Source organism: Aurantiacibacter sediminis (genome assembly GCF_016019885.1).
Lineage (GTDB): Bacteria > Pseudomonadota > Alphaproteobacteria > Sphingomonadales > Sphingomonadaceae > Alteraurantiacibacter > Alteraurantiacibacter sediminis.
Window position 1 is genome coordinate 48,308 of record NZ_JAEANY010000002.1, and the last position, 25,645, is coordinate 73,952.

Here is a 25,645-nt window from a genome sequence, read left to right on the forward strand (position 1 = left end):
TGTGTAGAGGAACTTACGCAGGGTCTGTCTCCAATGGACTTTGGCCGTTTATGCGCGCCGCTTCATCATCTGCATCATGCGCTGCGGCGCGCTGTTCCAGCGCCACCTTGATCATGGCGAGCAGCGGATCGGCGAGGAACAGGCCAAGGATGCCGAACAGGATACCCATTATCAGCTGAAATGCGAGCACGAGTGCAGGGGCCAGATCGACCGTCTTCCGCGCAATCATCGGCACGACGATATAGCCATCGATGTTCTGGACGAAGAGGTAAACGAAAATCGTGTAGATCCCCATCTGCACTCCGCCGGAAAAGCCCACCAGCACCATCAGCACGCCAGAAATGATCGCGCCGATATTGGGCACGAAGGCAAGCAGTCCGGTCAGGATCGCCAGCAGCGCAGCCATCGGGATTTCGTCGCCCGTGACCACGCCATATCCAAAGAGCATGAGATAGGTGAAGATGCCTTCCACCACCATGCCGACAAGCCGCCCGGCCATAAGTCGTCGCATGGTGGAGCCCATCTTCTTCGCGGTTTCGAAGAAATAATGCCGGCGGCCCTTGGGCAGCATCCAAGCGACGCCGCGCTCATACAGCTGCGGTTCGAGCGCAAAATAAATGCCGATGATGACGATCAGAATAACGGTGGTCACCCCGCCGAGCAGGCCACCAAGCGCCTGTGTAACGGTGCCAAAGCCGCTGGCCGCCTGGCTCGCCATTGCCTGCAGGCTGTCCATGCTGACTTCAAAGCCCTGCTCGCGCATCCATGCGAATACGCGCATTGCCTGTTCTTGCACGATTGACGGAAACTCAGCGGCCTCGCGAGAAATCTGCGAGCCCGCAAACATGCTGAGCCAAAAAAGAAAGGCCGAAACGGCGATAAGGACGATCGTCACGCGCCACATCCGGCCGATGTCCAGAACACGACCCAAAAGGCGCGAGCCGCCGTCGACCATGGCCGCAAAGACCATGGCGCCAAAAATGACCAGCAGGCTGTGCGAAATATAGACCGCCAAGGCGATCAGGCCAATGACGGCGGTCCACACAAATGCGCGCCATGCCTCAAAACGCAATTCGGGGCTGGAGATGCGCGCCGGGCTGGCACCCATGCCGCTTTCGACATCTTCGGGCTTGTCACTCATTGCGATGGCTCCACTCTCAGCTCCGGCCGTAGCGGTGTCCAGGCGCGCTCCCCGCGCAAGGCTCCCCACCATGAAAGCGGGTTGTAGCTGGAAGTTCCGTCGAGCGAAAATGTAATAATCTCAGCGCGTCCGCCCACGCTGGTAAGCGGCACGGGCCCGCCAAGGCCATTGCCGCCCTGCATCAGCGAAGGGGCGCGGCTGTCCGAGGAGTGATCGCGATTGTCGCCCATCAAGAACACGTGGCCTTCCGGCACGGTGACGGGCAGCATATTGTCGAAGCGCTGGCGCATATGATCGATGATCAGATAGCTCGCGCCGTTTGGTAGCGTTTCGCGATAAGTCGGCGGCTCGTAAACGTGTGTGCCGTTTTCCAGCGTGACGCGGTACGGCTCGAAATCATCGAGGCAGGGCGCTTCGCTACCGAAGGCGGTGGCGCACAGATTATCGTTTTCGGCTGGAAGGCGCACCGGCGGCTCCATATCCTGCGGCACCGGCTCGCCGTTCAGGATAATCTGTCCGTCCACCAGCGCCACCGTGTCCCCCGGCAGGCCGATCACGCGCTTGATGTAGTCGGTGTTTTCATCGGGCGGTACTACGATGACGATGTCGCCATATTCGGGCGTCGCTGGGGCAATACGCCAGTCGCTGCGCGGAAGGACGTGGAAGCTCGCCGAGACCCAGCTCCAGCCATAGGGATATTTGGACACGATCAAACGGTCGCCCACCATCAGATTGGGCACCATGCTGGCTGAGGGGATGTAGAACGGCTTGGCGATAAAGGTGTGGAACAACAGCACGACCAGCAGCATCACGGCAAGGCCGCGCAGCTCGGCCCACCAGTTGACCTTCTCATCCTGCTCTTTTTCGTCAGTCATGGGGGCGATTATTCTAGGGCTTGGGATGCGCTTCAAGGATCACGAAGGCCTGCGCCCATGGATGATCGTCGGTGAGGGTGAGATGAATGAACACCTCATACCCGTCCGGCGTCAGCTGTTCCAGCCGCGCTTTCGCTCCGCCTGTCAGCGCGAGCGTCGGCGCGCCGGAGGGCGCATTCACCACGCCGATATCCTTCATGAAGACGCCGCGTTTGAAGCCGGTGCCCACTGCCTTGCTGAACGCCTCCTTTGCGGCGAAACGCTTGGCATAAGTGCCCGCCTGCGTGAGCGGACGCCGCGCTGCCTTGGCATTCTCCACATCGGTAAAGCTGCGCTGCTTGAAGCGGTCACCCCACCGGTCGAGCGAATTCTGGATACGCTCGATATTGCAAAGGTCTGAGCCGAGGCCGATGATCATTTGCCCACCCCCAACCCCTCCCGCAAGCGGGAGGGGAGTGAGACTTGCCGAGCCGAAAGGCGAGGCGTAGTCGCAGCGGGGTGGGCTGTCTCGGTCATAATCACCGCGCCAGATCCATCAATTCGCGCATCCGCAAGACCGCCGGCTCCAGCCCGTCGAAAATCGCCTCGCCAATAAGGTAATGCCCGATGTTGAGCTCGGCGAGCTGCGGGATGGCGGCGATGGGCTGGACGTTTTCGTATGTTAGCCCGTGTCCTGCATGCGGCTCGATCCCGTTCTTGGCGGCGAGGGCCGACATATCGGAAATGCGCTTCAGCTCGCGCTCGACCTTTTCATGATCGCCATCCAGCGCGGCATGGGCGTATTCGCCGGTGTGGAATTCCACCACCGGCACGCCCATCTGCAGCGCGGCATCGAGCTGGCGCTCGCTCGCCTCGATGAACAGTGAAACGCGAATGCCGGCATCTTTCAGTTGGGAGATGATGGGGGTTAGATGATTGTGCTGGCCTGCAGCATCGAGGCCGCCTTCGGTCGTCCGCTCCTCGCGCTTTTCCGGCACGATGCAAGCGGCGTGCGGCTTGTGCGCCAGGGCGATGGCGAGCATTTCCTCGGTTGCCGCCATTTCGAGGTTGAGCGGTAAGTCGGTCGCACCCTGAATACGTTTCAGGTCATCGTCACGGATATGCCGACGGTCTTCGCGCAAATGCGCGGTGATGCCATCCCCGCCACAACGCGCCACGATTTCCGCCGCGCGCACGGGATCGGGGTGATCGCCGCCGCGCGCGTTGCGGATCGTGGCAACGTGGTCGATGTTCACGCCGAGGCGGAGTTTGCCTGTCATGCTTCACTCTCAATGTCACAAACGAATTTCGAGGCCAGCTCGAAGGTGGGGCCTGACTGTTGCCAGATTTCTCCGAAATCGAAGCCTTCTTGTGTAGAAGCCAAGACCAGTGCACGGTCGTGGTCCGGAAATACAAGGTTGCGCAGCTGCGTATTGCCGATCTCACCACGGCGCTCGACTATGCGCACCGGTGCTGCACACCCTGCGAGCGGGGCTTCGAAAACCCATTGGCCGAGCGCCATGTAGCCAAGGGAAGGATCGCTTTCCCACATGGTTTCGCGTGATTGTCGGGAAAGCAGGCGGCCATCCATAAGTGCACGATCGAGGCGCGCGACGGCCTCAAGCGATCCGACAAGATTTCCGCTCGCGCCATAGGTTAGCAGGTCGATCTGCGGGCTTCCCTCGTCTTTCAGAGAAATCCAGCGCCCGGAAAGGCCGGGCACTGTGATATGTCCTGCCGAGGCTTGCTGAGCCAAGCCATCGACCAGTTCGGCAAAATCGCGTCCGGTCGCGGCTTCAAGAATTTCGCCGAGCACCACGTAATCGCAATTGTTGTAGCGCCAGCCCTCGGTAGGGTTGGATTCGCGTCCCGCCAGGCACCACTCGACATTTGCGCCCGTGTCGCTCGACAGTATCGAACCTTCCGGCCCGTCAACAAAGGCGACCATCTCCAGACGGTGGAAAGCTGGGACGCCATCCGCGTCACGTGCGCTGTCATCGGGATTGCGCAGCCCGGTTTGGTGCTGCAGCAATTGCCTGATCGTCGGCGCGGGCAGATCGCCAGCAAGCGACGGAAGATATACATCAGCAGGCCTATCAAGCTCCAGCTCACCGCGCTCCACCGCTTGCATCACGAGGATGGCGGTCATCTGTTTGGTTATTGAAGCCAGCGGGCCGTAGTAGGCGCCTATCCTTTCGCAAGCGATCCGCACGCTGAAGTCCGTAACGCCCTCCGGGATGGACACGGCAAGGAGGACGCCCAGCTCGTTTGCTCGCTCGTAAAGGTCGAAAGCTTCGTAGGTATAGTCCGAAGTGAACCGGGCCTGCTCCCGCTCTGCTTCGGTGGGCTGCTGGCTGGGCAAGGGGTAGCAGCTCGAGCTCGCTTGCGCGCTCCCCGCATGGACGCTTGCGGCCGCGATGCCCAGTCCAATCAGCCAGCGCAATAGCATTTACGCGCGACTGCCCGGCTTCGTGATTGCAATCGCCGCAAGCTTTGCCGGCACTTCATCCTCGGCGTATGTCGGGAAGTCGATATCGATGAGGGGAAAGAATGGCACGCCCAGATCGACCGAGCCGTTGCTGCGATCGACCAGGCTGACTTCGGCGAGCACTTCTCCGCCTTCGCGCGCCACCGCTGCGATCGCTTCGCGGCTGGAAAGACCGGTAGTGACGACGTCTTCCACCATCAAAACTTTGGCGCCCGGCTGAAGAGCGAATCCGCGGCGCAGGTGAAAAGTGCCTTCGGGCCGTTCGAGAAACATCGCATCCAGCATCAACGCGCGGCCCATTTCATGCCCTATAATAATGCCGCCCATAGCCGGCGAAACGACGGCATCGAGCGTTTCGACAATGTTTCGCGGGATTTTTTCCGACAGCGCTTCTGCGAGCCGTGCCGCGCGCTGCGCGTTCATCAATACGCGCGCGCATTGCAAGTAGTGTCCGCTGTGCCGGCCGGATGAGAGTTTGAAATGCCCTTCAAGCAGAGCCCCGCTATCGCGAAATTCGGCAAGGACTTCATCCTGTGTCATATGGGCGGACCTCTCATACTTTCGATTGAACTGCAGCGCGTTGGACCAAGGACCACATAGACCCTGTCGAAAAAAGTCCCTAGTTGCGCTTGAGGCATGGGGCAAGCGCGCGTATAGGCGCGCACAAACAGCCCACACTTTGGTCGAGATGGCTGTTGGCCCGAGTAGAAAATTGGAAAGCACGTACGCTATGAATCTTGGCGACATCGCCCGCAACAAATTGCAGTCCCTGGCCCTGCTGGTAGCTGCCGTTTCCCTCGCAATCCTGCCGCAGAGCAGCTTTGCGCAGGAAATTTCCGAGCCGGCAACTTCGGTCGATGAAGCGGTGGCAGAAGGCCAAAGCGTGGCTGACGGCGAAGTGGTGACGGAAACCGATGCGCCTGCATTCGAGCATTTCGGCCCCGACATGATTCTCGGCCAGCCGACTTCTTTTGAAGATGATGCCATCGCTTCGATGACGTTCCAGGATCAGTACACAGTCAATGGTGATTACGCGCTGTGGATGCATGATGCGATCCTGATGCCGATCATCACCGCGATCAGCCTGTTCGTTCTCGGCCTGCTGATGTGGGTCATCCTGCGCTATCGCCGCGCGAAGAATCCCAATCCTTCGAAAACCAGCCACAACACGCTGATCGAAGTTATCTGGACGGTCGTCCCGGTTATCATCCTCGTCGTGATTGCGGTTCCGTCGATTTCATTGATTGCCAAGCAATATCAGGCCCCGCCTGAGGACGCGATCACCATCAAGGCCAATGGCTATCAGTGGTATTGGGGCTATGAATATGTCGACAATGGCGGCTTCGAAGTGATTTCGAACATGCTGTCTGTCGAGGAAGCGCTGACCGCCGGTGAGCCGCACCAGCTGGCTGTCGACAATCGCATGGTCGTTCCGGTCGGCGTGCCGATCCGCCTGCAGACATTTGGCGCAGACGTGATTCACTCTTTCGGCATGCCTTCACTCTGGTTTAAGCTGGATGCCGTGCCCGGCCGCATCAACGAAAAGGTGCTGACGATCGAGCAGGAAGGCATCTATTACGGCCAGTGCATGGAGTTGTGCGGTGCTCGCCACGGATACATGCCGATCACCATCGAAGCGCGCAGCATGGAAGACTTCAACGCGTGGGTGCAATCGCAGCCCGGTGGCATGACGCGCGCCCAGCTTGATGCTGAAGCGGCCGCAGCTGCTGCTCCGGCGCCGGAAGCAGACGCTGAAGGCGAAGAGGCAGATGCAGACGCAGAAGCTGACGCAGCCGATGCCGAAACAGCAGCCGCTGCCGCCTAATCGAATTTTAGAATAGACGTTCAAGAACAAGGTTCACGAAAATGGCCACCACCGCAGACGGTTTCCAAGCTCACACAGAAGACCATGCGCATGATCATGCCGATCATAAGCCTGGTTTCTTCGCGCGTTGGTTCATGTCGACCAACCACAAGGATATCGGCACGCTTTACCTGATCTTCGCGATTATCGCGGGTATCATCGGCGGTGCGATTTCCGGCCTGATGCGTTGGGAACTGGCAGCGCCGGGTCTCCAGGTCATGGGCCAGGTGGTAAGCGCGCTTGGAGGCGACGGCACTTCTTTCGACCAGCAAGGCCATATGTGGAACGTGCTGATCACGGCCCACGGCCTGATCATGGTGTTCTTCATGGTCATGCCGGCCATGATCGGCGGTTTCGGCAACTGGTTCGTTCCGCTGATGATCGGTGCGCCGGATATGGCCTTCCCGCGCATGAACAACGTCTCGTTCTGGCTGACCGTTGCCGGTTTCTTCTCGCTGCTCTTCTCGCTGTTCGTACCGGGCGGCGTGGGTAATGGTGCAGGTATCGGCTGGACAGCCTATGCGCCGCTTTCGACAACTGCGTCCCCGGGGCCGGCGGTCGATTTCGCGATCTTCTCGCTGCACCTTGCCGGTGCAGGCTCGATCCTTGGTGCAACGAACTTCATCACTACCATTTTCAATATGCGCGCGCCGGGTATGACCCTGCACAAGATGCCACTGTTCGTATGGTCGGTGCTGGTCACGGCATTCCTGCTGCTGCTCGCGCTTCCGGTGCTCGCGGCCGCCATCACAATGCTGCTGACCGATCGTAACTTCGGTACCACCTTCTTCACCGCTGCCGGTGGTGGTGACCCGGTCCTGTACCAGCACTTGTTCTGGTTCTTCGGCCACCCTGAAGTCTACATCATGATCCTGCCGGGCTTCGGCATGGTTTCGCAGATCGTTGCGACGTTCAGCCGCAAGCCGGTGTTCGGCTATCTCGGCATGGCCTATGCCATGGTCGCCATCGGCGTTGTCGGGTTCATCGTGTGGGCGCACCACATGTATACGGTCGGCCTCAGCGTGAATACGAAGATGTACTTCACCGCCGCCACCATGGTGATCGCGGTGCCGACCGGCATCAAGATCTTCAGCTGGATCGCCACGATGTGGGGCGGCTCGATCGAGTTCAAGTCACCGATGGTGTGGGCGATGGGCTTCATTTTCCTCTTCACCGTCGGCGGTGTGACGGGCGTCGTACTCGCCAATGGCGGTATCGATGACAACCTTCACGACACCTATTACGTGGTGGCGCACTTCCACTACGTGCTGTCGATGGGTGCCGTCTTCTCGATCTTCGCCGGGTTCTACTACTGGTTCCCCAAAATGAGCGGCCGCTGGCACAGTGAATTCCTGAGCCACCTGCACTTCTGGACGTTCTTTGTCGGGGTGAACGTGATCTTCTTCCCGATGCACTTCCTTGGCCTGCAGGGAATGGCGCGTCGCTATCCGGATTTCACTGCTGCCTATTCCTACTGGAACGAGATCGCCAGCTACGGCTACCTGATCATGGCTGGTTCGATGATCATCTTCTTCGTGAACATCGGCTACGCATTGCTGGCCGGTCGCCGTGCGGAAGACAATTACTGGGGCGAAGGCGCGACGACGCTTGAATGGAGCCTTTCCAGCCCGCCGCCGTTCCACCAGTTTGAAACGCTGCCGGTGATCGAAGACCACCACAGTGCTGATGATCACATCAGCGCGAAGCCGGCGACGGCATAACGCCCGCCTCTCGGCTGCACTAAACAACGGGGAGGGGGCGCTTCGGAAACGAGGCGCCCCTTCCTGCAAGACAACAGGACGATGACCGCCATTACCGCCCCCAATGCAGAAGAGATCGACGCAATCGCTGTGGCTGCCAGCCCGGTAGACAGCGTCGCGCTTCCTGCACGCAGCACGCCGATGCCTGCTGACTGGCGGGATTTCTTCGCGCTGACGAAGCCCAAGGTCATGCGCCTTGTGGTATTTACGGCGCTGTGCGGCCTGCTCGCTGCGCCGGGCAGTATTCACCCTGTCATCGGTTTCACCGCCATCCTGTGCATCGCGCTGGCCGCGGGCGGCGCAGGCGCGCTGAACATGTGGTGGGAAGCCGATATCGATGCGAAAATGAAGCGGACGCAGGGACGCCCGCTTCCACGTGGCACGATCAAACCAACCGATGCGCGCGATTTCGGCCTGCTCCTTTCGGGCATGAGCGTGATGGTGATGGGCCTCGCGGTCCACTGGCTCGCCGCCGGGTTCCTTGCGTTCTCGGTGTTCTTCTATGTCGTGATTTACACGATGTGGCTGAAGCCGCGCACGCCGCAGAACATCGTCATCGGCGGGGCTGCGGGCGCGTTCCCGCCGCTGATCGGGTGGATTGCGGTGACAGGCGAAGTCACTTGGATGCCGGTCCTGCTGTTTGCGATCATCTTCATGTGGACCCCGCCGCATTTCTGGGCGCTCGCTTTGTGGGTGAAGCCCGATTATGCCGCCGCCAATATCCCGATGATGCCCAATGCTGCAGGCGAAGTGTCGACCCGCCGCCAGAGCCTCGTCTATTCCGCGCTGCTTCTCCCGCTCAGCATTACGCCATGGCTTATTGGCGGGACCGGCGCGATCTATGGCATTTCGGCGTTGATCCTGTCCGGCATTTTCCTCGCTCTTACCGTGCCTGTGGGCCTGCGCCGCAGTGTGGATGGCGACGGGATGAAGCCGGAGAAGAAGCTGTTTGCCTATTCGATCCTTTATCTGTTCGTCCTGTTCGGCGCGCTGGTGCTTGACCGCGTGCTGGCGCAGGCAGGAGTAATCGCATGACCCCTGAAGAAGAGCAGGAATATAGGCGCCGTCAGAAGGCCCGAAATATCGTCATCGGCCTCGTGCTTCTCGGCATGGTGGTGCTGTTCTATGCCATCACTATCGTGAGGATCGGCGAACAATGACGACAGCCACTCTCGAAGATCGCAATCGCCGCACTATGCTTTTTGCCTTCGGTGCCGCGCTCGCCATGCTCGGTCTCGGCTATGCCGCTGTCCCGCTCTACGATCTTTTCTGCCGCGTCACAGGCTTCGGTGGTACGACGCAGGTAGCAAGCGAGGCAGAAGCGGATGCAGCCGCATCCCGCGCGACGGGCGCAACCTATTCGATCCGCTTCGATGCCAATACGGCGCGCGACATGCCATGGACTTTCGAGCCGTTGCAGGTGACCGATACAATCGCCGTGGGTGAGCGCGACATGGCGTTTTACATGGCGCGCAACGACACGAACGAACCAATCACCGGCACTGCGACTTTCAATGTCGAGCCGAAATCTGCAGGCCGTTACTTCGCCAAGGTCCAGTGCTTCTGCTTTGTCGAGCAAACGCTGCAACCGGGCGAGGAAATCCGCATGCCGGTGCTCTATTATGTCGATCCGGCGGCGCTGGATGACCCTCTTATGCAAGATGTTGAGCAGATCACGCTCAGCTACACTTTCCACCGCGGTCTCGCCCAGGATGCGGACGAGGCTGCAGCAAATAACGAAGAACTAAGGTAAGCCTCTGGACCCGCTGCGAAGCGGAGTTTAAGGGGCTGTTGAAACGCAAGATCAGGACAGACACATGGCTGGCGCGAAGAACCACGACTATCACATTCTCGATCCCGATATCTGGCCGCTGATGGGCGCGCTCGGCGGGCTCGTCTTCACCAGCGGCATGGTGCTGTATATGCACGAAATGGCCGGCGGCGTTGCCGTTCTGGGCGTTGGTATAGCGCTGCTGATCGCGACTTTCTTCGCCTGGTTCACCAAGATCGTGAATGAAGCAGAGCGCGGCGATCACACACCGGTGGTCCAATTGCATATGCGTTACGGCATGATCCTGTTCATCGCTTCGGAGGTCATGTTCTTCGTTGGCTGGTTCTGGGCTTTCTTCGATTTTGCCCTGTTCCCCGCTCCTATTCGAGAGGCGGCGGACAATGTCTGGCAGAACCTGATCGGACAGGAAGGCGCCGCGCTGCTCGCACAGTTCCCGCCTGAGGGCGTGGAAGTGCTCGATCCGTTCAGCCTCCCGCTGCTTAACACGCTGATCCTCCTGTGCTCTGGCACGACCGTAACCTGGGCCCACCACTCGCTTATCAATGGCGATCGCGAAGGCCTGAAGAAGGGTCTGTGGCTCACCATTGCGCTCGGCGTGCTGTTCTCCGCAGTGCAGGTTTACGAATATGGCCATGCGCCATTCGGCTTCGGTGGCAACACCTATTCCAGCGCATTCTACATGGCGACCGGCTTCCACGGCTTCCACGTTCTGGTCGGCACCATCTTCCTCGCGGTCTGCCTGTTCCGCACCTATAAGGGCCACTTTACCCCGCAGCAGCACTTCGGTTTCGAAGCGGCTGCCTGGTACTGGCACTTCGTTGACGTCGTCTGGCTGTTCCTCTTCATCGCTGTCTATGTCTGGGGCGGCTGGGGCGCGCCTGTATACGGCTAAGGCCACGCGTGATGGACATTCCTCACGAAACGAAGGGGCGGCCCGCATCTGGCGTGGCCGCCCTTTTCGCATCTTGCCCGCGCTGCGGCGCGAAAACTCTGTTTGCAGGCCCCATAGCCTTCGCCGATCGCTGTGATGCCTGTGGCCTCGATTTCACCAGATTCAATGTGGGCGATGGGCCAGCCGCATTCCTGACGATGGGTGTGGGCGCGATTGTCGTCGCGCTGGCGCTGTGGCTGCAATTGAGCGTCGATCCGCCGTGGTGGGTGCATGCGTTGCTGTGGCTGCCGCTGATTACGGGCGGCGTCGTGCTCGGCCTGCGACTGACCAAGGCGTGGCTGCTCACCACCGAATACAAGCGCCGCGCTGAAGAGCATCGGCATGAGGCGAAGGATGCGCAATGAGCGCGCGTAAAGTCCCGATCATCCCGACAATCATCGTGCTGGCCGCCGCGTGTGTAATGGTCGCACTTGGCGTGTGGCAGCTGGGCCGTGCGGATGAGAAGAACGCGCTCATCGCGGAATTCGAATCCGCATCGGAGCAGGCGCCAGTGCAGTTGAGCGAACAGAGCCTGGATGGCCTGCTTTACCGCACAGTCGAATATTCGTGCACAAACCCGACCGAGTGGAACGCAATCGCTGGTCGGTCTGATACAGGCCGCACGGGATATTCGCAGCAATTCCTTTGCGGTGTGCTGTCTGTCGAGGGAACATCCGAAGCAGCACAAGCGCCCGAAATCTACGCTGTCGTCGGATGGTCTCCGGGACCGAATGAGCCCGATTGGTCGGGTGGTAATATCACGGGCGTTCTAACGCAGCTGGGTGACGATTACCGGATTACGCTTGCCGAACCCGTGAACGGGCTCGAAGCCTCCGCTGCGCCCGACCCGTCGGACATGCCGAATAACCACCTCGCCTATGCTGGGCAGTGGTTCTTTTTCGCGCTCACCGCGCTGCTGATCTACGGCTTCGCCCTGCGCAAGCGCTGGCGCGAGCAAGACTAGCTGCCTCAACGCAAATCACAGCTTGCTTGCGGGGGTAGTGCGCTCTCGCTAGTTCGCCTTCCACCATGAAATATGTTTCTACCAGGGGCAGCGCACCGCCGCTCGATTTTGAAGGGGTCACGCTGGCAGGGCTCGCCAGTGATGGTGGGCTCTATGTGCCGGAGGAATGGCCGCGCTTTTCGCAAGACGAGATCGCGGCGATGGCTGGCCTCCCTTACGCTGAACTCGCCGTGCGTGTCATGGCTCCGTTCACCGCCGGATCGCTGAGCGACGACGAACTGCGTAATCTGTGCCAGGCCGCCTACGGCAGCTTTGCCCATGATGCGGTGACGCCGCTCGTCCAGCTGGACCAGCAGCACTGGCTGCTCGAACTGTTTCATGGGCCCACGCTGGCCTTCAAGGATGTGGCGCTGCAATTGCTCGGGCGACTGTTCGAGCATTTCCTCAGCCGCAGCGATAATCATTTGACCATCGTCGGCGCGACGAGCGGGGATACCGGCAGCGCGGCCATCGATGCAGTCGCGGGGCGCGAGCGGATCGATATCTTTATACTCCATCCCGATGGCCGGGTGAGCGATGTGCAGCGCCGCCAGATGACGACGGTGCAGGCGCCAAACGTCCACAATATCGCTATCGATGGATCGTTCGACGATGCGCAGGCGATGGTGAAGCGCATGTTCAACGATGCCGACATGGCGGCGTCGAACGGTGGCTGCTTCCGTATCACCGCGGTCAATTCGATCAACTGGGCGCGGCTGATGGCGCAGGTGGTCTATTATTTCGCTGCCGCGCTGCAATTGGGCGGGCCACAGCGCAAGGTCGCTTTTGCAGTGCCGACAGGCAATTTCGGCGATGTGTTCGCAGGCTATGTCGCGGCGCGGATGGGTTTGCCGATAGAGCGGCTGATCGTCGCCACCAACGTGAACGACATACTCCACCGCGCGCTCAGCACCGGTGATTATTCGGCGGGCACCGTAACCCCCACCGATGCGCCGAGCATGGATATCCAGGTCAGCTCCAATTTCGAAAGATTGCTGTTCGACGTGGGTGGCCGGGACGGCGTGGCATTGGCCGAGCAGATGCGCGGTTTCGAGGCGGACAAGGCGATGCAACTGACAAATGCGCAGCGTGACGGCGCCTCCGCGCTGTTCACCAGTGCGCGCGCCAATGCGGAAGCCATGCGCGCCACCATGGCTTATGCGGCTGAGCGCTACGGACAGATCCTCGATCCGCATACCGCCATCGGCCTTGCCGCCGCGCGCGATGCCGGGATCGATCCCGCAGTGCCCGTCGTGACACTCGCCACCGCGCATCCGGCGAAGTTCCCCGATGCGGTGAAGGCGACCACGGGCGTGAATCCGGACTTGCCTACGCGCATGGGCGATTTATTCGATCGCGAGGAAAGCTTCACGCGCCTCCCCGGCACCTACGATGCCATACGCGACTACGTGGCCGAGCACGCCACGGAGAGCACCGATGGCTGATCTCGTGCCGCAACCATTGGTGATGGCTGGCGAGGCGTGGTCTGACTACGGCCTGATCGATAGCGGCAATGGTCGCAAACTGGAACGCTACGGCCCCTATCGGTTCATACGTCCCGAACCCCAGGCCATGTGGCAACCGCGCCTGCCCGATGCCGAATGGCAGGCGGATGCAGAGTTCATACCCGGCAGTGATGAGGATGGCGGAGGCCGCTGGCATTTCAATCGCGAAGTTCCGCGCGATGGCTGGGAGCTGGCGTGGAACGAGGTGAAATTCACCGCCCAATGCACACCCTTCCGCCACCTCGGCTTTTTCCCCGATATGGCTCCCGTTTGGGAATGGATGCGCGGACAGCTTTCCGGGCGCGACGATGCGCAGACCATGAACCTGTTCGGCTATACAGGTGTCGGCTCGCTGGCGCTGAGCCAGTGCGGCCCCGTGACCCATGTCGATGCGAGCAAGAAGTCCGTGGCGCAGGCGCGCGACAATGCGGCTCTGTCCGGCATGGAGGATCGCTCGATCCGCTGGCTGATCGATGATGCAGCCAAGTTCACCGCGCGCGAAGTGCGACGTGAGCGGCGCTATGACGGGATAATCCTCGATCCGCCGAAATTCGGTCGCGGGCCGAAGAATGAGACATGGCGGCTGGAAGACAGCTTGCCGGGGCTCATCGGCGACTGCCGCCAATTGCTCGATGCCGACAGTAGCTTCCTGTTCCTCACCGTCTACGCCGTGCGGATGAGCGCGCTGTCGATCGGCGGCCTGCTGGCAGAGGCCTTTGCCGATTTGCCGGGCACTATCGAATGCGGAGAACTGGCTGTCCGCGAAGAGGGGCAGGGCGGCAGGCTGCTGCCCACCGCCATTTTCGCCCGCTGGTCTAACGCATAGGGACTTCTTCGAGGTCTGCGAGGAAGGCCTCGATCCGTGCAGCATTGTAGCCGAGATCGCTGCCGCCCACGCGGCTGATGCTGCGCATATCGACACGAGTGGAACCGTCTGCAATCGGCGTCACTTCGACAACCACATCGTCAAAGAAGCGAATGAAGCCTGCCGTCGCTGTCGCTTCCAGCCGGCCCTCTTCGGGCGAATATTCAGCGATTTCCCAGCCGCGCTCTTCGGCGAGCGCACGCGCATCGGCAATCACCAGTTCGGGTGGCTGGTCGATAATCACCGGCTCAAGATCGGGATAGCTTTCGCGGTGCGCTGACCGCCAAGCCTCGATATCGCCTTCATACATCTCGAGATAATCGTCGCGCAGCGGCAGGGTCTGGAACTGCGGCGGATCGTCCACATCGGTGGTGATGTCATGCATCTCCGGGTTGGACTGATATGGGGCAATGACTTGCAGGTAGTACACAGCAAGCATTGCGAGACTGATAATCAGCGCGAGCGGATTGCGCCAGCCAGCCCCACGCTTCCGCATCAAGCCTATAATGATACCGATGAGCGCAATCACAGCAATCCCTGCGAACGGGCGCATCATCATCATAAACCAAGAGAAGCCATCAAGCTTGCCAATGATCCCATAACGCGCGAGCACCAGCGATCCCAGCGCGATGATGAGCATGATGAGAGCGCCGCCAAGTGAGAAGTTCCCGATAAGCCGGGTGATCTTCGACTTGTCCTTCGTATTCGCCGTCGTCGCGTCCGAATTGGGCTCGGTCGGCTCTGGCGTCACCCCAACCGGCTTCACGCCGGGCGTCGCTGCCGGATCGTTTTTTGCGTCATCACTCATCATTGCTTCCCCGTCTTTCTGGCTGTGCTTGGCCACAGCGCCCTTGTTTCGTCAACCGACAAGCGCAGGGCGCGGTTCCCTCTGTGCTTGCCAAGCGCGCGTTCTCCTGCGATTTCGCGAGCCATCATGGCAGACAGTCTTTATCTTGAGCTCACCGATTTCGAGCATGACGTGCACACTGGGATCTATTCCGAAGAAACCGGCAAGCCGCAGCCACTGCGCTTCACCGTGCGCGCAAAGCTGAAAGAAAAACGTTTCTACGATCCGGAAACGCCTCTCGAAGAGAGCAAGAACTACATGGATCTGAAATTCGCCTGCTCCGAAGCGCTGGGAGATCGCCACTACAAGCTGATCGAAGCGGTAGCCGACCATGTGTGCGAGACATTGTTCCTGCAGGATGGACGTGTCGAGCAGGTGCAGGTAAAGATCGTCAAGCTGGCGCTGTCCGAGCGCAATGAGCAAATCGGCATCACCCTGACGCGGGATCGGCCGTGAGGGGCGGCCATTACGGGGCAGAAGGCCTCTCGTCCGATCCGCTGGAGGCGGCGGCTGAATTTCATGATCGCGTGCTGCCAGATATCCTTCAGATGCTGACAGAGCACGATGAAATTCAGCTGATGTTTGAGGCAGCAGATCACCGGCATCGCGAGTGGCAGAGCAGCGCCGTTGCGGCGCTCGCCAGAAAGGCTGCTCCGAAAAGGGTCAACGCCATTGTTGGTGGGACCGTGGAACAGATCAAGGCGACACAGGCTTATCTGCGCAAGGCGCCTGGCGTCACCGGACAGATTTTCACCCTCGCCGCGAAACTTTAGGCATGTCGCAGGCGAAGATTGATCTATACGTCTTCCAACGCCATGATTGCCGATATGCCCTCCGCACCGCCCCTGATCGATAGCTTCGGCCGCCAGATCACCTATCTGCGCCTTTCGGTGACCGATCGCTGCGACCTGCGCTGCACCTATTGCATGCCGGAACGGATGCAATTCCTGCCGAAGAGCGAGGTGCTGAGCCTCGAGGAGTTGCAAAGGCTTGCGCTGGCTTTCATTTCGCGAGGCGTCAGCAAGATACGCCTGACCGGAGGCGAGCCGCTGGTGCGGCGCGATATGATGGACCTCGTGCGGGCGCTTGGTCGCGAGATCGGCAACGGGCTGGAAGAGCTCACTCTGACTACGAATGGCACCCAGCTTGCGCAGCATGCCGAAGCACTGGCGGCCGCCGGGGTGAAGCGCGTCAATGTCAGCCTCGACACGCGCGATCCGGCCTTGTTCGCTCGGCTCACGCGGCGGGATCAGCTTGCTGCCGTTCTCGAAGGTATCGCGGCTGCAAGAGCGGCAGGGCTGCACGTCAAGATCAATACTGTGGCGCTGAGGGGTTCGAACGAGGCGGAGATACCCGATCTTATGCAATGGGCGCATTCCCACGGCCACGACATGACTCTGATCGAGGTGATGCCGCTCGGTGAAGTCGAGGAGCAGCGCGCCGATCATTACCTTCCGCTGACCGCCGTGCGCGACAGGCTGGAGGATCGCTTCACGCTGATCCCGTTGGCGCAGCGCACAGGCGGGCCTGCGCGCTATGTCCGGGTGGAGGAGACCGGCGGCACACTCGGCTTTATCACCCCGCTCACGCAGAATTTCTGCGCCGGCTGCAACCGGGTGCGGGTGACGGCAACCGGGCAGCTCTATGCATGCCTGGGAGAAACGGAGAAAGTTGATCTGCGCGCAGCATTGAGATCGCAAGCGCCTGAGGAGCAGCTTGCCGTGGCTCTCGACGAAGCGATGCATATCAAGCCGGAGCGCCACCACTTTCAAATTGCCGAAGGCAGCGGGCCTGCGCTCGAACGGCACATGTCGATGACGGGGGGCTGATGTCAATCACAGTGGTCTTTCTCGGCAAGCTGGCCGATGTCGCGGGGGAACCCTCGCGCGAACTGCAGGCGCCGATTGACTGGGCACAGCTTATTTCCATGCTTGAACCCGGTCTGATGGCGGCTATCGCAGACGACACCGTGCGCGTCGCAGTCGACGGCGAACTTCTGCCTGACAAGACAGCGCTTTCAGCCAGCGATGGCGCGGAGGTCGCGTTGCTGCCCCCTGTCAGCGGTGGTTGAAATGAGCAGCGACATTCGCGTGCTCGACACCGGGTTTTCGCCAGGAAAGGCCCTTGGCCTGTTCGCGAAAGCGCATCCAGAATCGGGTGCCATCGCCAGCTTCGTCGGCAAAGTGCGGCCCGATGGGAATGTGAAAGTGCTGCAAATCCAGCATTACGCGCCGCTAACCTTGCCGGGAATGGAAGCGCTGGCTGAGCAGGCGCACGCGCGCTGGCCGCTGGACGGGCTGCTAATGCATCATCGGATTGGGAGCATGCGGCCGGGCGCGCCAATCGTGCTGGTCGCTGCGGCATCGCATCACCGGCGCGCGGCGTTCGAAGCGGTCGATTTCTGCATGGACCATCTGAAGTCCGAAAGCTGGTTCTGGAAGCGCGAGAGGCGCGCGGACGGCTGGCACTGGATCGAGCCGCGCGATGAGGATCGCCGCGATCTTTCCCGGTGGAACACAAAAGCTTCGCAAACTTGATCGAGATCAAGGTTCGCCGCGGCGAATCGGTGCATTGCTCACTCATCAGGAAGGAGCATCACCATGGCAGAACAGTTTACACGCGAGCAGATTGCGCAGGCAGCCACCATTCACGAGCTGCCGCCAGTCACAATCACCAACCCTCCCGTTGATCGCACATTCGGACTTCCGACCGGGCTATATGCCGCGACGGTCGGGCTTTTTCTCGCATATATCGCCGTGATGGGTGTCGGATTCGCCCACCCAGAAATGGCGATCCCAGTGGTGATTTTCGCCCTGTTTGTGATCGCCGGCTTCGGTGTTCCCGCCATCTGGACGCGGCTCAATCCGCAAACCCAGAGCAAGGCGCTGACCTGGGCCCGTTTCCGGCAGGAGGGGATCATGACGGCATATGGGCGCACCACCGGGCGTGATGCGACGGTGCAGGTTCTGATCCTGCCGGTGCTGATCTTCCTGTGGGGAGTGATTACGGTGACCATCGCCGCGCTGGTCTGACAGCCAAAGCGACCCGCCTTGTCAGGCCGTCACTCTCCAAAGCGCGCGGAGCCGATATTCTCGGTTCCGCGCGTTTCTTGTGTCGGCCTAAAGCGCCTGAATTAGTTCAGCGATGATCTGGTGCTGTTGCTCGAGCAACTCGGCAGCTTCCTCATACGGACCTTCGACAGCTGCGATCGCTTCGCCTTCGGTCGAAATCTCTGCGTAAATGCGCACCAGATCGGCCATGGCGATCATGCCTTCATTGTTGCGCGTCTGCAGTCCGGCGAGCGCGACCTGCGCATTGGACCAGGCATCGCTTCCGACAGAGGCATTGCGGCCAGCAGCGATCTGGCTGCGGACGGAAGGCAGTTCTTCCATGAAGCGCGCATTTGCGCTGCGCACGGTGCCGATAAGTGAATTGACCGATTCGATTGTCGCGGGGGCAGGCGGTGCAGGCACATAGGGTTCCGATTCCGCCGGCAGCATGGTCCCGGTTGCCAATTCGCCATCCCGCAGGGCGAGCGACGGATAATCCTCACTCGCACTGGCGCATGCCGCAAGCAGTGGCAGCGCGACCAGTGGCGCGGCTCTGAGAAGGCGAAAGCGTGCTTGCATCATTTCCCGATGGCCCTACATCGGACCCGCAACGCTTTCCAGCACCCAATTCGCACATGTGTGAAAGGGCAAAGAAAGCACGCGCGAAAGTCGACTGTGTGGTTGACAGGCACAAGAGCTTGGCCTAACGGCAGCGCTCTTTCCGGTGCCCCTTTGGGCGCCCTTTTTTGTTGTTGTTATTTGGCGGCGCTTCAGCGGCCTTGTGGCGAGAACACCAGATAAACGGATTTAGCACCATGTTCGCAGTAGTGCGCACGGGCGGCAAGCAGTATCGCGTCGCCGAAGGAGACAAGATCGCAGTTGAGAAGCTGGCTGGTGAAGCTGGCGATTCGATCACGCTGGACGATGTCCTGCTGGCCGGCGAAGGCGCCGACCTGGCAGACGCTTCCAAGGTGACGGTTTCGGCTGAAGTTATCGCTCAGGCGAAGGCCGAGAAGGTGACGGTCTTCAAGAAGCGTCGTCGTCACAACTATCGCCGCAAGAACGGCCATCGCCAGCAGATGACCCTGCTGCGCATCACCGCCGTAGGCGATAGCAAGAAGGCTCCTGCAAAGAAGGCCGCTGCCAAGAAGGACGAAGCTCCGAAGAAGGAAGAAGCCAAGAAGGCTGCTCCCAAGAAGGAAGCTGCGAAAAAGGCACCTGCAAAGAAGGCTGCACCGAAGAAGGAAGCAGCCGAAAAGAAACCCGCCGCAAAGAAGGCCGCGCCGAAGAAGGCTGCAGCCACCAAGAAATCGGCAGACAAGAAGTAAGACCGCTTAGGCGGACCCACGGAGTAAGACACAATGGCACATAAAAAAGCAGGCGGTTCATCGCGTAACGGTCGCGACTCAGCCGGTCGTCGCCTTGGTGTGAAGAAGTTCGGCAGCCAGGAAGTGGTTCCGGGCAACATTATCGTGCGCCAGCGCGGTACGAAGTTCTACCCGGGCTCCAATGTCGGCATGGGCAAGGACCACACGCTGTTCGCGCTCGAAGCGGGCCGCGTCCGTTTCCACGATGGCAAGCTCGGCCGCAAATACGTCTCGGTCGACGCCATGGCGGAAGCCGCCGAATAACCGGATGATCCGATAAGGGGCTCATCCACCGGGATGGCCCCTTTCGGAGCTGAAAAGTTTCCGAAAAGCAGGAAGGAGATGGGGCCGCCCCGTCTCCTTTTTTGATTCTCCTTCCCTCACGCGGGAATTTCTTTGCGGAAAGTCCCGAATTTGAAACACCGGCGGCCCAATGGAGGCGGGCACCCGGCTTGCGGGAGAATTCAAATGTTCATGCGTACCCAGCGGCTGTTCTTGCGGCCTGTGTTCCTTGAAGACTGGCGCGGCATTTATCGCGGCATTGCGGATGAAACTATCGTCCGTAATCTCGCCCGCGCTCCGTGGCCCTATACCGAAGATGACGCGCGCCAGTTCTGCGCGACGGCTGCGCAAGGCGAAGGCCACCGATTTGTCATCACTCTTCCGCAGGCGGTCGGCGCGCCGATTATCGGTATGATCGGGTTCGAACAGCTCGACTCAGTCGGTGAAGAAGTCGGCTATTGGATCGGGCGTGACTGGCAGGGCCGGGGCTACGCGACCGAGGCGCTGCATGGCGTTGTCGAGATTGCGGATGCCATCGGCATCGACACGATCGAAGCGCGCCATTTCCTCGATAATCCGGCAAGTGGATGCGTGCTGCGCAAGGCGGGCTTTGCCGACACGGGTGAAATCACCGCAACCCGCAGTCTTGGCCGTGGGGACGAACAGGTTCTCAGTCGTCGCTACGTGAAGAATTTGCGTGTGACCGCTGCTGTCAGCGAACGCCCCGCTGCTGCCTGAGCAATTAGGTGGTGGCGGGGCCGCCTTTTGACCCTGCTTTACTACGTTCAGGCAAGGTCTGCTGATTGTCCCACTCAGCGATCAGATAGCTGTCATCATGATGCCACGGGTGGAAGCCCGGCTTGAACCAGCTGAGCCACGCGCCGAACACTTTGCGCAGCATCCCCGGCTTGAACACCAGATAGGCCAACAATTGCCACCGCGCACGCCATCCGGTGATGCCGTCCTGTTCCAGCAGGTCGAGACTGTCAGCCGTACGATTGCGCAGGAAGCGCACTGTGACCGCAAGCATGATCATCACTCGCGCACGGTAGCGCTGGAAGCTGGACCATTCGCGCGTGGCATGCTGCCATGTGTCGAAGGCGACGCCTTTATGCTCGATTTCCTCGACAGCGTGCCACAGCCAAAGCTGCGGATCGCCGATGCCCGTGGTGGCAAATTCCTCAGGCTCGCGCAGGAACAGATTGGCGAGGATAGCGGTGAAATGTTCGAGCGCACAGGTGATCGATAGCTGGAAAATTGGCGCCTGTGCTTGCGTATCCGCAACCGATTGCGCGACCCGCGCGTCGATAGCGCTCAAATCATAGCCGATCTCTTCAAAGGCGCGATTGAAAGCCAGATGCTCGCGAGAATGATTCACTTCCTGTTTGATGAAATCGCGAATTTCCTCGGCCAGTTTGGGGGGCACTTCATCGCGGAAAGCGCGCACGGCTTCGATGAACATCACCTCTGCGCGGGGAAAGCTGCAGGAAAGCGCACCGAACCATGACGCAACGACCGGATCGATGCCGCGCTCACGCCGAAGGCCGCGGCCAAAGCGGCGATTGCGCACAGTCATGGCAGGGGTTTTGGCGCGCTTTTCTTGCCAGTGGGGGGTGGCAGTCATAACACTGTGTCCTCAACATCGTCATATCAACTAACACCAATGTTAATAGGCTACTGACACTCATGTCAACAAAGAAACGTTTGAGTCCGGAGGAAAGCCGGGCTGCCGCCTTGGAAGCTGCGCGCAATTTGCTGATCGAGGCGGGCCCACAGGCGGTGACTTTGAAAGCGGTTGCAGGGCGAATCGGGCGTACTCACGCCAATCTGCTGCATCACTTTGGCAGCGCTTCCGGCTTGCAGAAGGAGCTGGCGCGGCATCTTGCCATGCGCGTTTGCGAGTCGATCGCGGTGGCTGTCAGGGCGAGCAGGGCCGGCGCGGGCAGCGCGCGAGACGTGGTTGATTTGGCGTTCGATGCGTTCAGTCATGAAGGCGGCGGTCCGCTTGCGAGCTGGATGCTGGCCTCAGGCAATGAAGACGCCCTCGATCCGATTATCGAGGCGGTGCACAAGCTCGTAAACGATCTTGCGCCCGAAGAAGTCCTTCCAGGCAATGAGCTGGCAATGCATGAAACAACGTTCACGCTGGTGCTGCTGGCTCTGGGCGATGCCCTGCTGGGTGAGCAGCTGGCCGAATCGCTATCTGTCAAACGCTCTGTCTCGCGCGACAAGGCAGAGGAAATGCTGATCGCGGCGTTTCAGAACACCTATGGAGAAATGGCGGGCTAGTCTGCCGCGCTGTCGTCGAGTTGCATCCATACGGGCACATGCTCCGGCGGAATATCATCGACGCGCAGATGATCGACTGCTAGGCCGAGCGCTGGGTATTCCGCTTTCCGCCGCTTTTCCTGCGACATGTCCAGCGGCACGACCACCAGACGGCGATTGATCTTCTGCCGCCAATTCATTCGCGCGGTGTTTTCCTGGCCGATATAGCAGCCCTTGGTAAAGCTGACGCCGTTCAATTCCGCGGCATTGGTCTCCAGCCAAAGAATATCGCCAAGCTCGGCAAAACCTTCGGCCACCCCGTGAGCCAAGCGACGGGCGAGATAGCGGTCGTCTACATCTTCGCTTGAACCGTCCGGCTCGCCTATGCGCCGAAAGCCTAGGCTCGGCAGGCGTGGGTCTGGCGAAAGACCGTCTGCCGCCTCATCCGCCCAGAACACAGCGCGTGACGGATCTACTGCAATGTCGATCCTCCGGCGCAATCGATAAAGGGACAGGCGCTTGGCCAAATCCTCGGCGCGCTCGGCCTCGCAATCTAAAAGGACATCGGTGCCATCGCGCCACGCGATCAAGTCGAACATGGCTTTGCCCTGCGCCGTCAACAACGCGGCATAGGTGGGTCCATCGCCCGACACATCATTGGTCAAAAGCCCTTGCAGGAAAGCGACGGCATCCTCGCTCTCATCCTGCGGGGAAACGCGGACTACCGCGCGGTTCGTCAATCTTCCCATTGTCATGGGTGACAGATAGGCGCGCGCGCGGCATAGGCAATGCGATGACAAAAGCTTTCGATCAGGTGCTGTTTTCGGGCGGGGGGATCCGCTGTTTCTGGCATGGCGGCTTTCTGTGCGAAGTCGGCAGCTTCGAAGACCTGAAGCCGGAGCGCATCACCGGCGTGTCCGGCGGCGTGCTGAGCGCGGCCACGTGGATCGGGGGGCGCGAGCAGGATCTTCTCACCGTAATGAGCGAGGCTTTTGCCCTCAACGACTCCAATCTCGATCGCAAGAAAAGCAATTTTACTCCGCATCAGGAGATTTATCGCGCTGTCGTCGAAGTGACGCTGGATGCAGAAGCGATCGAGCGCGTTGCCGACGGGCCGGTTTTCGAAGCCGGACTTGCCGTTCCCCCTCAGGGGCTGCCGCCGCATCTCGCCGCAGTGATTTACGGCGCGCTTTATCAGCTCGATCAGGCGGTGCGCGGCGTGCCGCATCTGCGCCTTCCCATGATGGCCGGGCTTCAACAGATCCGCGTCGATGCGCGTGAAGCTGCGCGACAGGGCAAGCTGGTCGACCTGATCTGCGCTGCCGCCACTATCCCACCGGTTTTCGATGTGCCGTCCTGGAATAACCAGCGCGTGCTCGATGGCGGAATGACCGACAAGGTGCTTTTGCCTGCAGAGGATGAGGGCGAGACGCTTGTCCTGCTCACCCGCCGCTATCGCAATCTCGGCGAATTGGGCGACCGGACCTATGTTCAGCCCAGCGAAGAGGTTGCCGCCGATAAGATCGATTTCACCGATGCGAGCAAAGTGACTCGTACTTGGGAGCAAGGCGAGCGCGATGGTAAAGCGTGGCTGGCGCAGCAGCGCGCTTCGGGCTAGAGCGCGCCGAATGACGACATCGCTCACGATCCGCCGCCCCGATGATTGGCACGTTCACTTGCGCGATGGCGCGATTCTGGATGTCGTGGCGCAATACACCGCGCGCCAGTTTCACCGCGCGATCGTGATGCCCAATCTGACACCCCCGATCACGACGGTCGAGGCAGCGCGCGCTTATCGCGAACGGATTTTGGCCGCTGTGCCTGACGGGATCGCATTCGATCCGCTGATGGTCTGCTACCTGACCGACAATCTCGATCCGGAAGAAATCCGGCGCGGATTTGCATCGGGCGTATTCACTGCGGCCAAGCTTTACCCGGCTGGCGCGACGACCAATTCGGATAGCGGCGTGACCGATGTCGCGAATATTCGCGGCGTGCTCGAAGTGATGGCGGAAGTGGGCATGGTGCTGTGCGTGCATGGCGAAGTGACCCATGCCGACATCGATATTTTCGACCGGGAAGCCGTGTTTATCGAGCGCGTTCTGCGCCCGCTGCTCGACGATCTGCCTGAACTGAAAGTCGTGTTCGAGCATATTACCACCGCCGATGCGGTGCGTTTTGTCGAACAGTCCGGGCCCAACGTCGCGGCGACTATCACCCCGCAACACCTGCATATCAATCGCAATGCGATGCTGGTCGGCGGCATCCGGCCGCACGCCTATTGCCTGCCTGTCGCCAAACGTGAGGAGCATCGCTTGGCTTTGCGGAGGGCTGCGACGAGCGGCAATCCGAAATTCTTCCTCGGCACGGACAGCGCGCCTCACGCCCGCGAAGCGAAGGAAAGCGCGTGCGGCTGTGCCGGCATTTTTAACGCGCCGTTCGCACTCGAGAGCTACCTTGCAGTTTTCGAAGCGGAAAATGCGCTCGACCAGTTCGAAGGCTTTGCCAGCCTCCATGGCCCTGCCTTTTACGGCTTGCCGGTCAATGAGGAGAGCGTGACGCTGGAGAAAGCGGAGTGCAGTGTGCCCGGCGCGATCGAGGCTGCGGGCACTGAATTGGTTCCGTTCCACGCAGGCGAGACACTCGGCTGGCGTTTTGCTGGCTAGGCGACGGCTGCGGCTGCACGCGCGGCGCGCGATTTCGCCCAGATATCCCAGCTGAACAACGCCACCGCGCCCCAAATCGCTAAGAAAGCGGCGAGCTGCGCGGCCTGCAATTCTTCATGGAAAACCGTCAGGCCGAGGATGAAGACAAGCGTCGGCGCGATGAACTGCATGAAGCCGATCAGCGTATAGGGCAGTGCGCGTGCCGCGCTGGCGAACAGCAGCAGTGGGATCGCGGTCATCAGACCGCCGGCCATGATTGCAAGCGTTTCCACGGTGTCCCGGCCAAATGCCGTTCCGCCACCGAAGAATTGCACATATCCAAGATAGCCGAGCACCAGCGGCAGGAGGATGATCGCTTCCAGCGTCAGACCGACCAGCGGCCCAGCAGCAGCGGTTTTTCTGAGCAATCCGTAAATGCCGAAAGACATGGCGAGCGTCAGGCTCAGCCAAAGCGTTGTCAGCGCGCCGGTCGCCAATGCGCCGACCCCAAGCGCGGCGAGAGCCACCGCCGCCCATTGGCGCAGCGACAGTTTTTCGCCGAGAAACACCACGCCCAGCAGCATCATGTTGAGCGGCAGGATGTAATAGCCGAGGCTGGCGGCGTAGACGTGGGTGTTCTGGATCGCCCAGATATAGCCTAGCCAATTTATCGCGATCATCGCCGAGCTGCCCAGCAGCGTCAGCATCGTGCGCCGATCGCTCAGGCATTCGCGCAAATGGTCACCGCGACCTCGATACCAGACGAAAAATAGGCAAATCGGCAGCGTAAAGGACGTGCGCCACGCGACGAATTCCACCGCAGGGACATCTGCCACGAGGATCAAGTAAATGGGCATGAAGCCCCAGAACATGTGGGCGAGAAATGCGAAGAAGACCGCCTGTCCCCGCGTCGCTGTGTTCTGATCTGCCGTGATGCTCACGCCCGGCGCGCTAGCTGCTCGCGAAAGCCGCCGCAAGCGCGC

33 protein-coding genes are annotated in these 25,645 nt (G+C 60.4%); 22 read left to right on the forward strand and 11 right to left on the reverse strand.

The window, feature by feature from the left end; all coding sequences use genetic code 11:
• Window positions 1–13: 13 nt before the first annotated feature.
• From I5L03_RS05690 to pyrE, 6 genes are all read right to left on the reverse strand, one after another.
• Entirely contained in the window at window positions 14–1,141 is a 1,128-nt protein-coding gene (locus I5L03_RS05690; protein ID WP_197920797.1) for an AI-2E family transporter, read from the reverse strand.
• Complete coding sequence (gene lepB, locus I5L03_RS05695) at window positions 1,138–2,016, reverse strand: signal peptidase I (protein WP_197920798.1); 879 nt, start codon at window positions 2,014–2,016, stop codon at window positions 1,138–1,140. Before lepB ends, I5L03_RS05690 begins: the two co-directional genes overlap by 4 nt.
• A gap of 13 nt (window positions 2,017–2,029) precedes the next feature.
• Window positions 2,030–2,434, reverse strand: a complete 405-nt coding sequence (acpS, locus tag I5L03_RS05700; RefSeq protein ID WP_197920799.1) for a holo-ACP synthase — start codon at window positions 2,432–2,434, stop codon at window positions 2,030–2,032.
• 100 nt (window positions 2,435–2,534) lie between these two features.
• Complete coding sequence (locus I5L03_RS05705) at window positions 2,535–3,275, reverse strand: pyridoxine 5'-phosphate synthase (RefSeq protein ID WP_197920800.1); 741 nt, start codon at window positions 3,273–3,275, stop codon at window positions 2,535–2,537.
• A complete protein-coding gene (locus I5L03_RS05710; RefSeq protein WP_197920801.1) occupies window positions 3,272–4,444 on the reverse strand; it encodes a serine hydrolase domain-containing protein in 1,173 nt (390 codons plus the stop codon). Before I5L03_RS05710 ends, I5L03_RS05705 begins: the two co-directional genes overlap by 4 nt.
• Window positions 4,445–5,023 (reverse strand): orotate phosphoribosyltransferase, encoded by a 579-nt coding sequence (pyrE, locus tag I5L03_RS05715; protein ID WP_197920802.1) that lies wholly within the window; start codon window positions 5,021–5,023, stop codon window positions 4,445–4,447.
• A gap of 190 nt (window positions 5,024–5,213) precedes the next feature.
• Here pyrE and coxB point away from each other — a divergent pair, with 190 nt between their 5' ends.
• From coxB to I5L03_RS05760, 10 genes are all read left to right on the forward strand, one after another.
• A complete protein-coding gene (gene coxB / locus I5L03_RS05720) occupies window positions 5,214–6,308 on the forward strand; it encodes a cytochrome c oxidase subunit II (protein WP_197920803.1) in 1,095 nt (364 codons plus the stop codon).
• Between the two features lie 41 nt (window positions 6,309–6,349).
• A complete protein-coding gene (ctaD, locus tag I5L03_RS05725) occupies window positions 6,350–8,068 on the forward strand; it encodes a cytochrome c oxidase subunit I (RefSeq protein WP_197920804.1) in 1,719 nt (572 codons plus the stop codon).
• 180 nt (window positions 8,069–8,248) lie between these two features.
• Entirely contained in the window at window positions 8,249–9,142 is an 894-nt protein-coding gene (locus I5L03_RS05730; RefSeq protein WP_197921467.1) for a heme o synthase, read from the forward strand.
• Entirely contained in the window at window positions 9,139–9,267 is a 129-nt protein-coding gene (locus tag I5L03_RS13535) for a hypothetical protein (protein WP_267904204.1), read from the forward strand. Before I5L03_RS05730 ends, I5L03_RS13535 begins: the two co-directional genes overlap by 4 nt.
• Window positions 9,264–9,860 (forward strand): cytochrome c oxidase assembly protein, encoded by a 597-nt coding sequence (locus I5L03_RS05735; RefSeq protein WP_197920805.1) that lies wholly within the window; start codon window positions 9,264–9,266, stop codon window positions 9,858–9,860. Before I5L03_RS13535 ends, I5L03_RS05735 begins: the two co-directional genes overlap by 4 nt.
• Before the next feature lie 64 nt (window positions 9,861–9,924).
• Window positions 9,925–10,791 carry a cytochrome c oxidase subunit 3 gene (locus I5L03_RS05740; protein WP_197920806.1) on the forward strand — a complete coding sequence of 289 codons (867 nt, stop codon included), beginning with the start codon at window positions 9,925–9,927 and terminating at the stop codon, window positions 10,789–10,791.
• A gap of 11 nt (window positions 10,792–10,802) precedes the next feature.
• Window positions 10,803–11,195: a DUF983 domain-containing protein gene (locus I5L03_RS05745; protein ID WP_197920807.1), complete on the forward strand. Its 393-nt coding sequence runs from the start codon at window positions 10,803–10,805 to the stop codon at window positions 11,193–11,195.
• Window positions 11,192–11,794, forward strand: coding sequence for an SURF1 family protein (locus tag I5L03_RS05750; RefSeq protein WP_197920808.1), 603 nt, complete (start codon window positions 11,192–11,194; stop codon window positions 11,792–11,794). The genes I5L03_RS05745 and I5L03_RS05750 overlap by 4 nt, the downstream gene beginning before the upstream one ends.
• Before the next feature lie 65 nt (window positions 11,795–11,859).
• The gene (gene thrC, locus I5L03_RS05755) at window positions 11,860–13,278 is read left to right on the forward strand and encodes a threonine synthase (RefSeq protein ID WP_197920809.1); all 1,419 of its coding nucleotides are present in this window, start codon (window positions 11,860–11,862) and stop codon (window positions 13,276–13,278) included.
• Window positions 13,271–14,164, forward strand: coding sequence for a class I SAM-dependent methyltransferase (locus I5L03_RS05760; protein ID WP_197920810.1), 894 nt, complete (start codon window positions 13,271–13,273; stop codon window positions 14,162–14,164). The genes thrC and I5L03_RS05760 overlap by 8 nt, the downstream gene beginning before the upstream one ends.
• On the opposite strand, the gene I5L03_RS05765 is transcribed toward I5L03_RS05760, so the two are convergent.
• Window positions 14,154–15,014, reverse strand: coding sequence for a DUF1499 domain-containing protein (locus tag I5L03_RS05765; protein WP_234035099.1), 861 nt, complete (start codon window positions 15,012–15,014; stop codon window positions 14,154–14,156). The two genes, I5L03_RS05760 and I5L03_RS05765, sit on opposite strands and share 11 nt — an antisense overlap.
• 123 nt (window positions 15,015–15,137) lie before the next feature.
• Here I5L03_RS05765 and I5L03_RS05770 point away from each other — a divergent pair, with 123 nt between their 5' ends.
• The 6 genes from I5L03_RS05770 (at window position 15,138) to I5L03_RS05795 (ending at window position 18,082) form a co-directional block, all read left to right on the forward strand.
• Window positions 15,138–15,506 carry a dihydroneopterin aldolase gene (locus I5L03_RS05770; RefSeq protein ID WP_197920812.1) on the forward strand — a complete coding sequence of 123 codons (369 nt, stop codon included), beginning with the start codon at window positions 15,138–15,140 and terminating at the stop codon, window positions 15,504–15,506.
• The gene (locus I5L03_RS05775) at window positions 15,503–15,823 is read left to right on the forward strand and encodes a Rossmann fold domain-containing protein (protein WP_197920813.1); all 321 of its coding nucleotides are present in this window, start codon (window positions 15,503–15,505) and stop codon (window positions 15,821–15,823) included. The genes I5L03_RS05770 and I5L03_RS05775 overlap by 4 nt, the downstream gene beginning before the upstream one ends.
• Before the next feature lie 54 nt (window positions 15,824–15,877).
• Window positions 15,878–16,879, forward strand: coding sequence for a GTP 3',8-cyclase MoaA (gene moaA / locus I5L03_RS05780; protein WP_197921468.1), 1,002 nt, complete (start codon window positions 15,878–15,880; stop codon window positions 16,877–16,879).
• Window positions 16,879–17,121, forward strand: a complete 243-nt coding sequence (locus tag I5L03_RS05785) for a MoaD/ThiS family protein (protein WP_197920814.1) — start codon at window positions 16,879–16,881, stop codon at window positions 17,119–17,121. The genes moaA and I5L03_RS05785 overlap by 1 nt, the downstream gene beginning before the upstream one ends.
• Window position 17,122: 1 nt before the next feature.
• Window positions 17,123–17,587, forward strand: a complete 465-nt coding sequence (locus I5L03_RS05790; RefSeq protein ID WP_197920815.1) for a molybdenum cofactor biosynthesis protein MoaE — start codon at window positions 17,123–17,125, stop codon at window positions 17,585–17,587.
• A 63-nt stretch (window positions 17,588–17,650) separates the two neighbouring features.
• Window positions 17,651–18,082, forward strand: a complete 432-nt coding sequence (locus I5L03_RS05795; RefSeq protein WP_197920816.1) for a hypothetical protein — start codon at window positions 17,651–17,653, stop codon at window positions 18,080–18,082.
• 87 nt (window positions 18,083–18,169) lie between these two features.
• Here I5L03_RS05795 and I5L03_RS05800 read toward each other — a convergent pair whose 3' ends face one another.
• Window positions 18,170–18,682, reverse strand: coding sequence for a hypothetical protein (locus I5L03_RS05800; protein ID WP_197920817.1), 513 nt, complete (start codon window positions 18,680–18,682; stop codon window positions 18,170–18,172).
• Between the two features lie 233 nt (window positions 18,683–18,915).
• Between I5L03_RS05800 and rplU the strand changes: the two genes are divergently transcribed.
• The 3 genes from rplU (at window position 18,916) to I5L03_RS05815 (ending at window position 20,487) form a co-directional block, all read left to right on the forward strand.
• Window positions 18,916–19,428: a 50S ribosomal protein L21 gene (gene rplU / locus I5L03_RS05805; RefSeq protein WP_197920818.1), complete on the forward strand. Its 513-nt coding sequence runs from the start codon at window positions 18,916–18,918 to the stop codon at window positions 19,426–19,428.
• Between the two features lie 33 nt (window positions 19,429–19,461).
• The gene (gene rpmA, locus I5L03_RS05810; RefSeq protein ID WP_197920819.1) at window positions 19,462–19,731 is read left to right on the forward strand and encodes a 50S ribosomal protein L27; all 270 of its coding nucleotides are present in this window, start codon (window positions 19,462–19,464) and stop codon (window positions 19,729–19,731) included.
• Window positions 19,732–19,935: 204 nt separating this feature from the next.
• Window positions 19,936–20,487, forward strand: a complete 552-nt coding sequence (locus I5L03_RS05815; protein WP_197920820.1) for a GNAT family N-acetyltransferase — start codon at window positions 19,936–19,938, stop codon at window positions 20,485–20,487.
• A 4-nt stretch (window positions 20,488–20,491) separates the two neighbouring features.
• On the opposite strand, the gene I5L03_RS05820 is transcribed toward I5L03_RS05815, so the two are convergent.
• Complete coding sequence (locus I5L03_RS05820; protein WP_197920821.1) at window positions 20,492–21,373, reverse strand: metal-dependent hydrolase; 882 nt, start codon at window positions 21,371–21,373, stop codon at window positions 20,492–20,494.
• A 62-nt stretch (window positions 21,374–21,435) separates the two neighbouring features.
• Between I5L03_RS05820 and I5L03_RS05825 the strand changes: the two genes are divergently transcribed.
• On the forward strand, window positions 21,436–22,038 hold the full coding sequence (locus I5L03_RS05825; RefSeq protein WP_197920822.1) for a TetR/AcrR family transcriptional regulator: 603 nt from the start codon (window positions 21,436–21,438) through the stop codon (window positions 22,036–22,038).
• Here the strand turns inward: I5L03_RS05825 and ygfZ are convergent.
• Window positions 22,035–22,772: a CAF17-like 4Fe-4S cluster assembly/insertion protein YgfZ gene (ygfZ, locus tag I5L03_RS05830; RefSeq protein ID WP_197920823.1), complete on the reverse strand. Its 738-nt coding sequence runs from the start codon at window positions 22,770–22,772 to the stop codon at window positions 22,035–22,037. The genes I5L03_RS05825 and ygfZ overlap by 4 nt on opposite strands.
• Window positions 22,773–22,810: 38 nt before the next feature.
• Between ygfZ and I5L03_RS05835 the strand changes: the two genes are divergently transcribed.
• Window positions 22,811–23,635: a patatin-like phospholipase family protein gene (locus I5L03_RS05835; RefSeq protein WP_197920824.1), complete on the forward strand. Its 825-nt coding sequence runs from the start codon at window positions 22,811–22,813 to the stop codon at window positions 23,633–23,635.
• Window positions 23,636–23,645: 10 nt separating this feature from the next.
• Window positions 23,646–24,683, forward strand: coding sequence for a dihydroorotase (pyrC, locus tag I5L03_RS05840; RefSeq protein ID WP_197920825.1), 1,038 nt, complete (start codon window positions 23,646–23,648; stop codon window positions 24,681–24,683).
• Here pyrC and rarD read toward each other — a convergent pair.
• Entirely contained in the window at window positions 24,680–25,603 is a 924-nt protein-coding gene (rarD, locus tag I5L03_RS05845) for an EamA family transporter RarD (RefSeq protein ID WP_325100105.1), read from the reverse strand. The genes pyrC and rarD overlap by 4 nt on opposite strands.
• Window positions 25,604–25,645 lie beyond the last annotated feature (42 nt).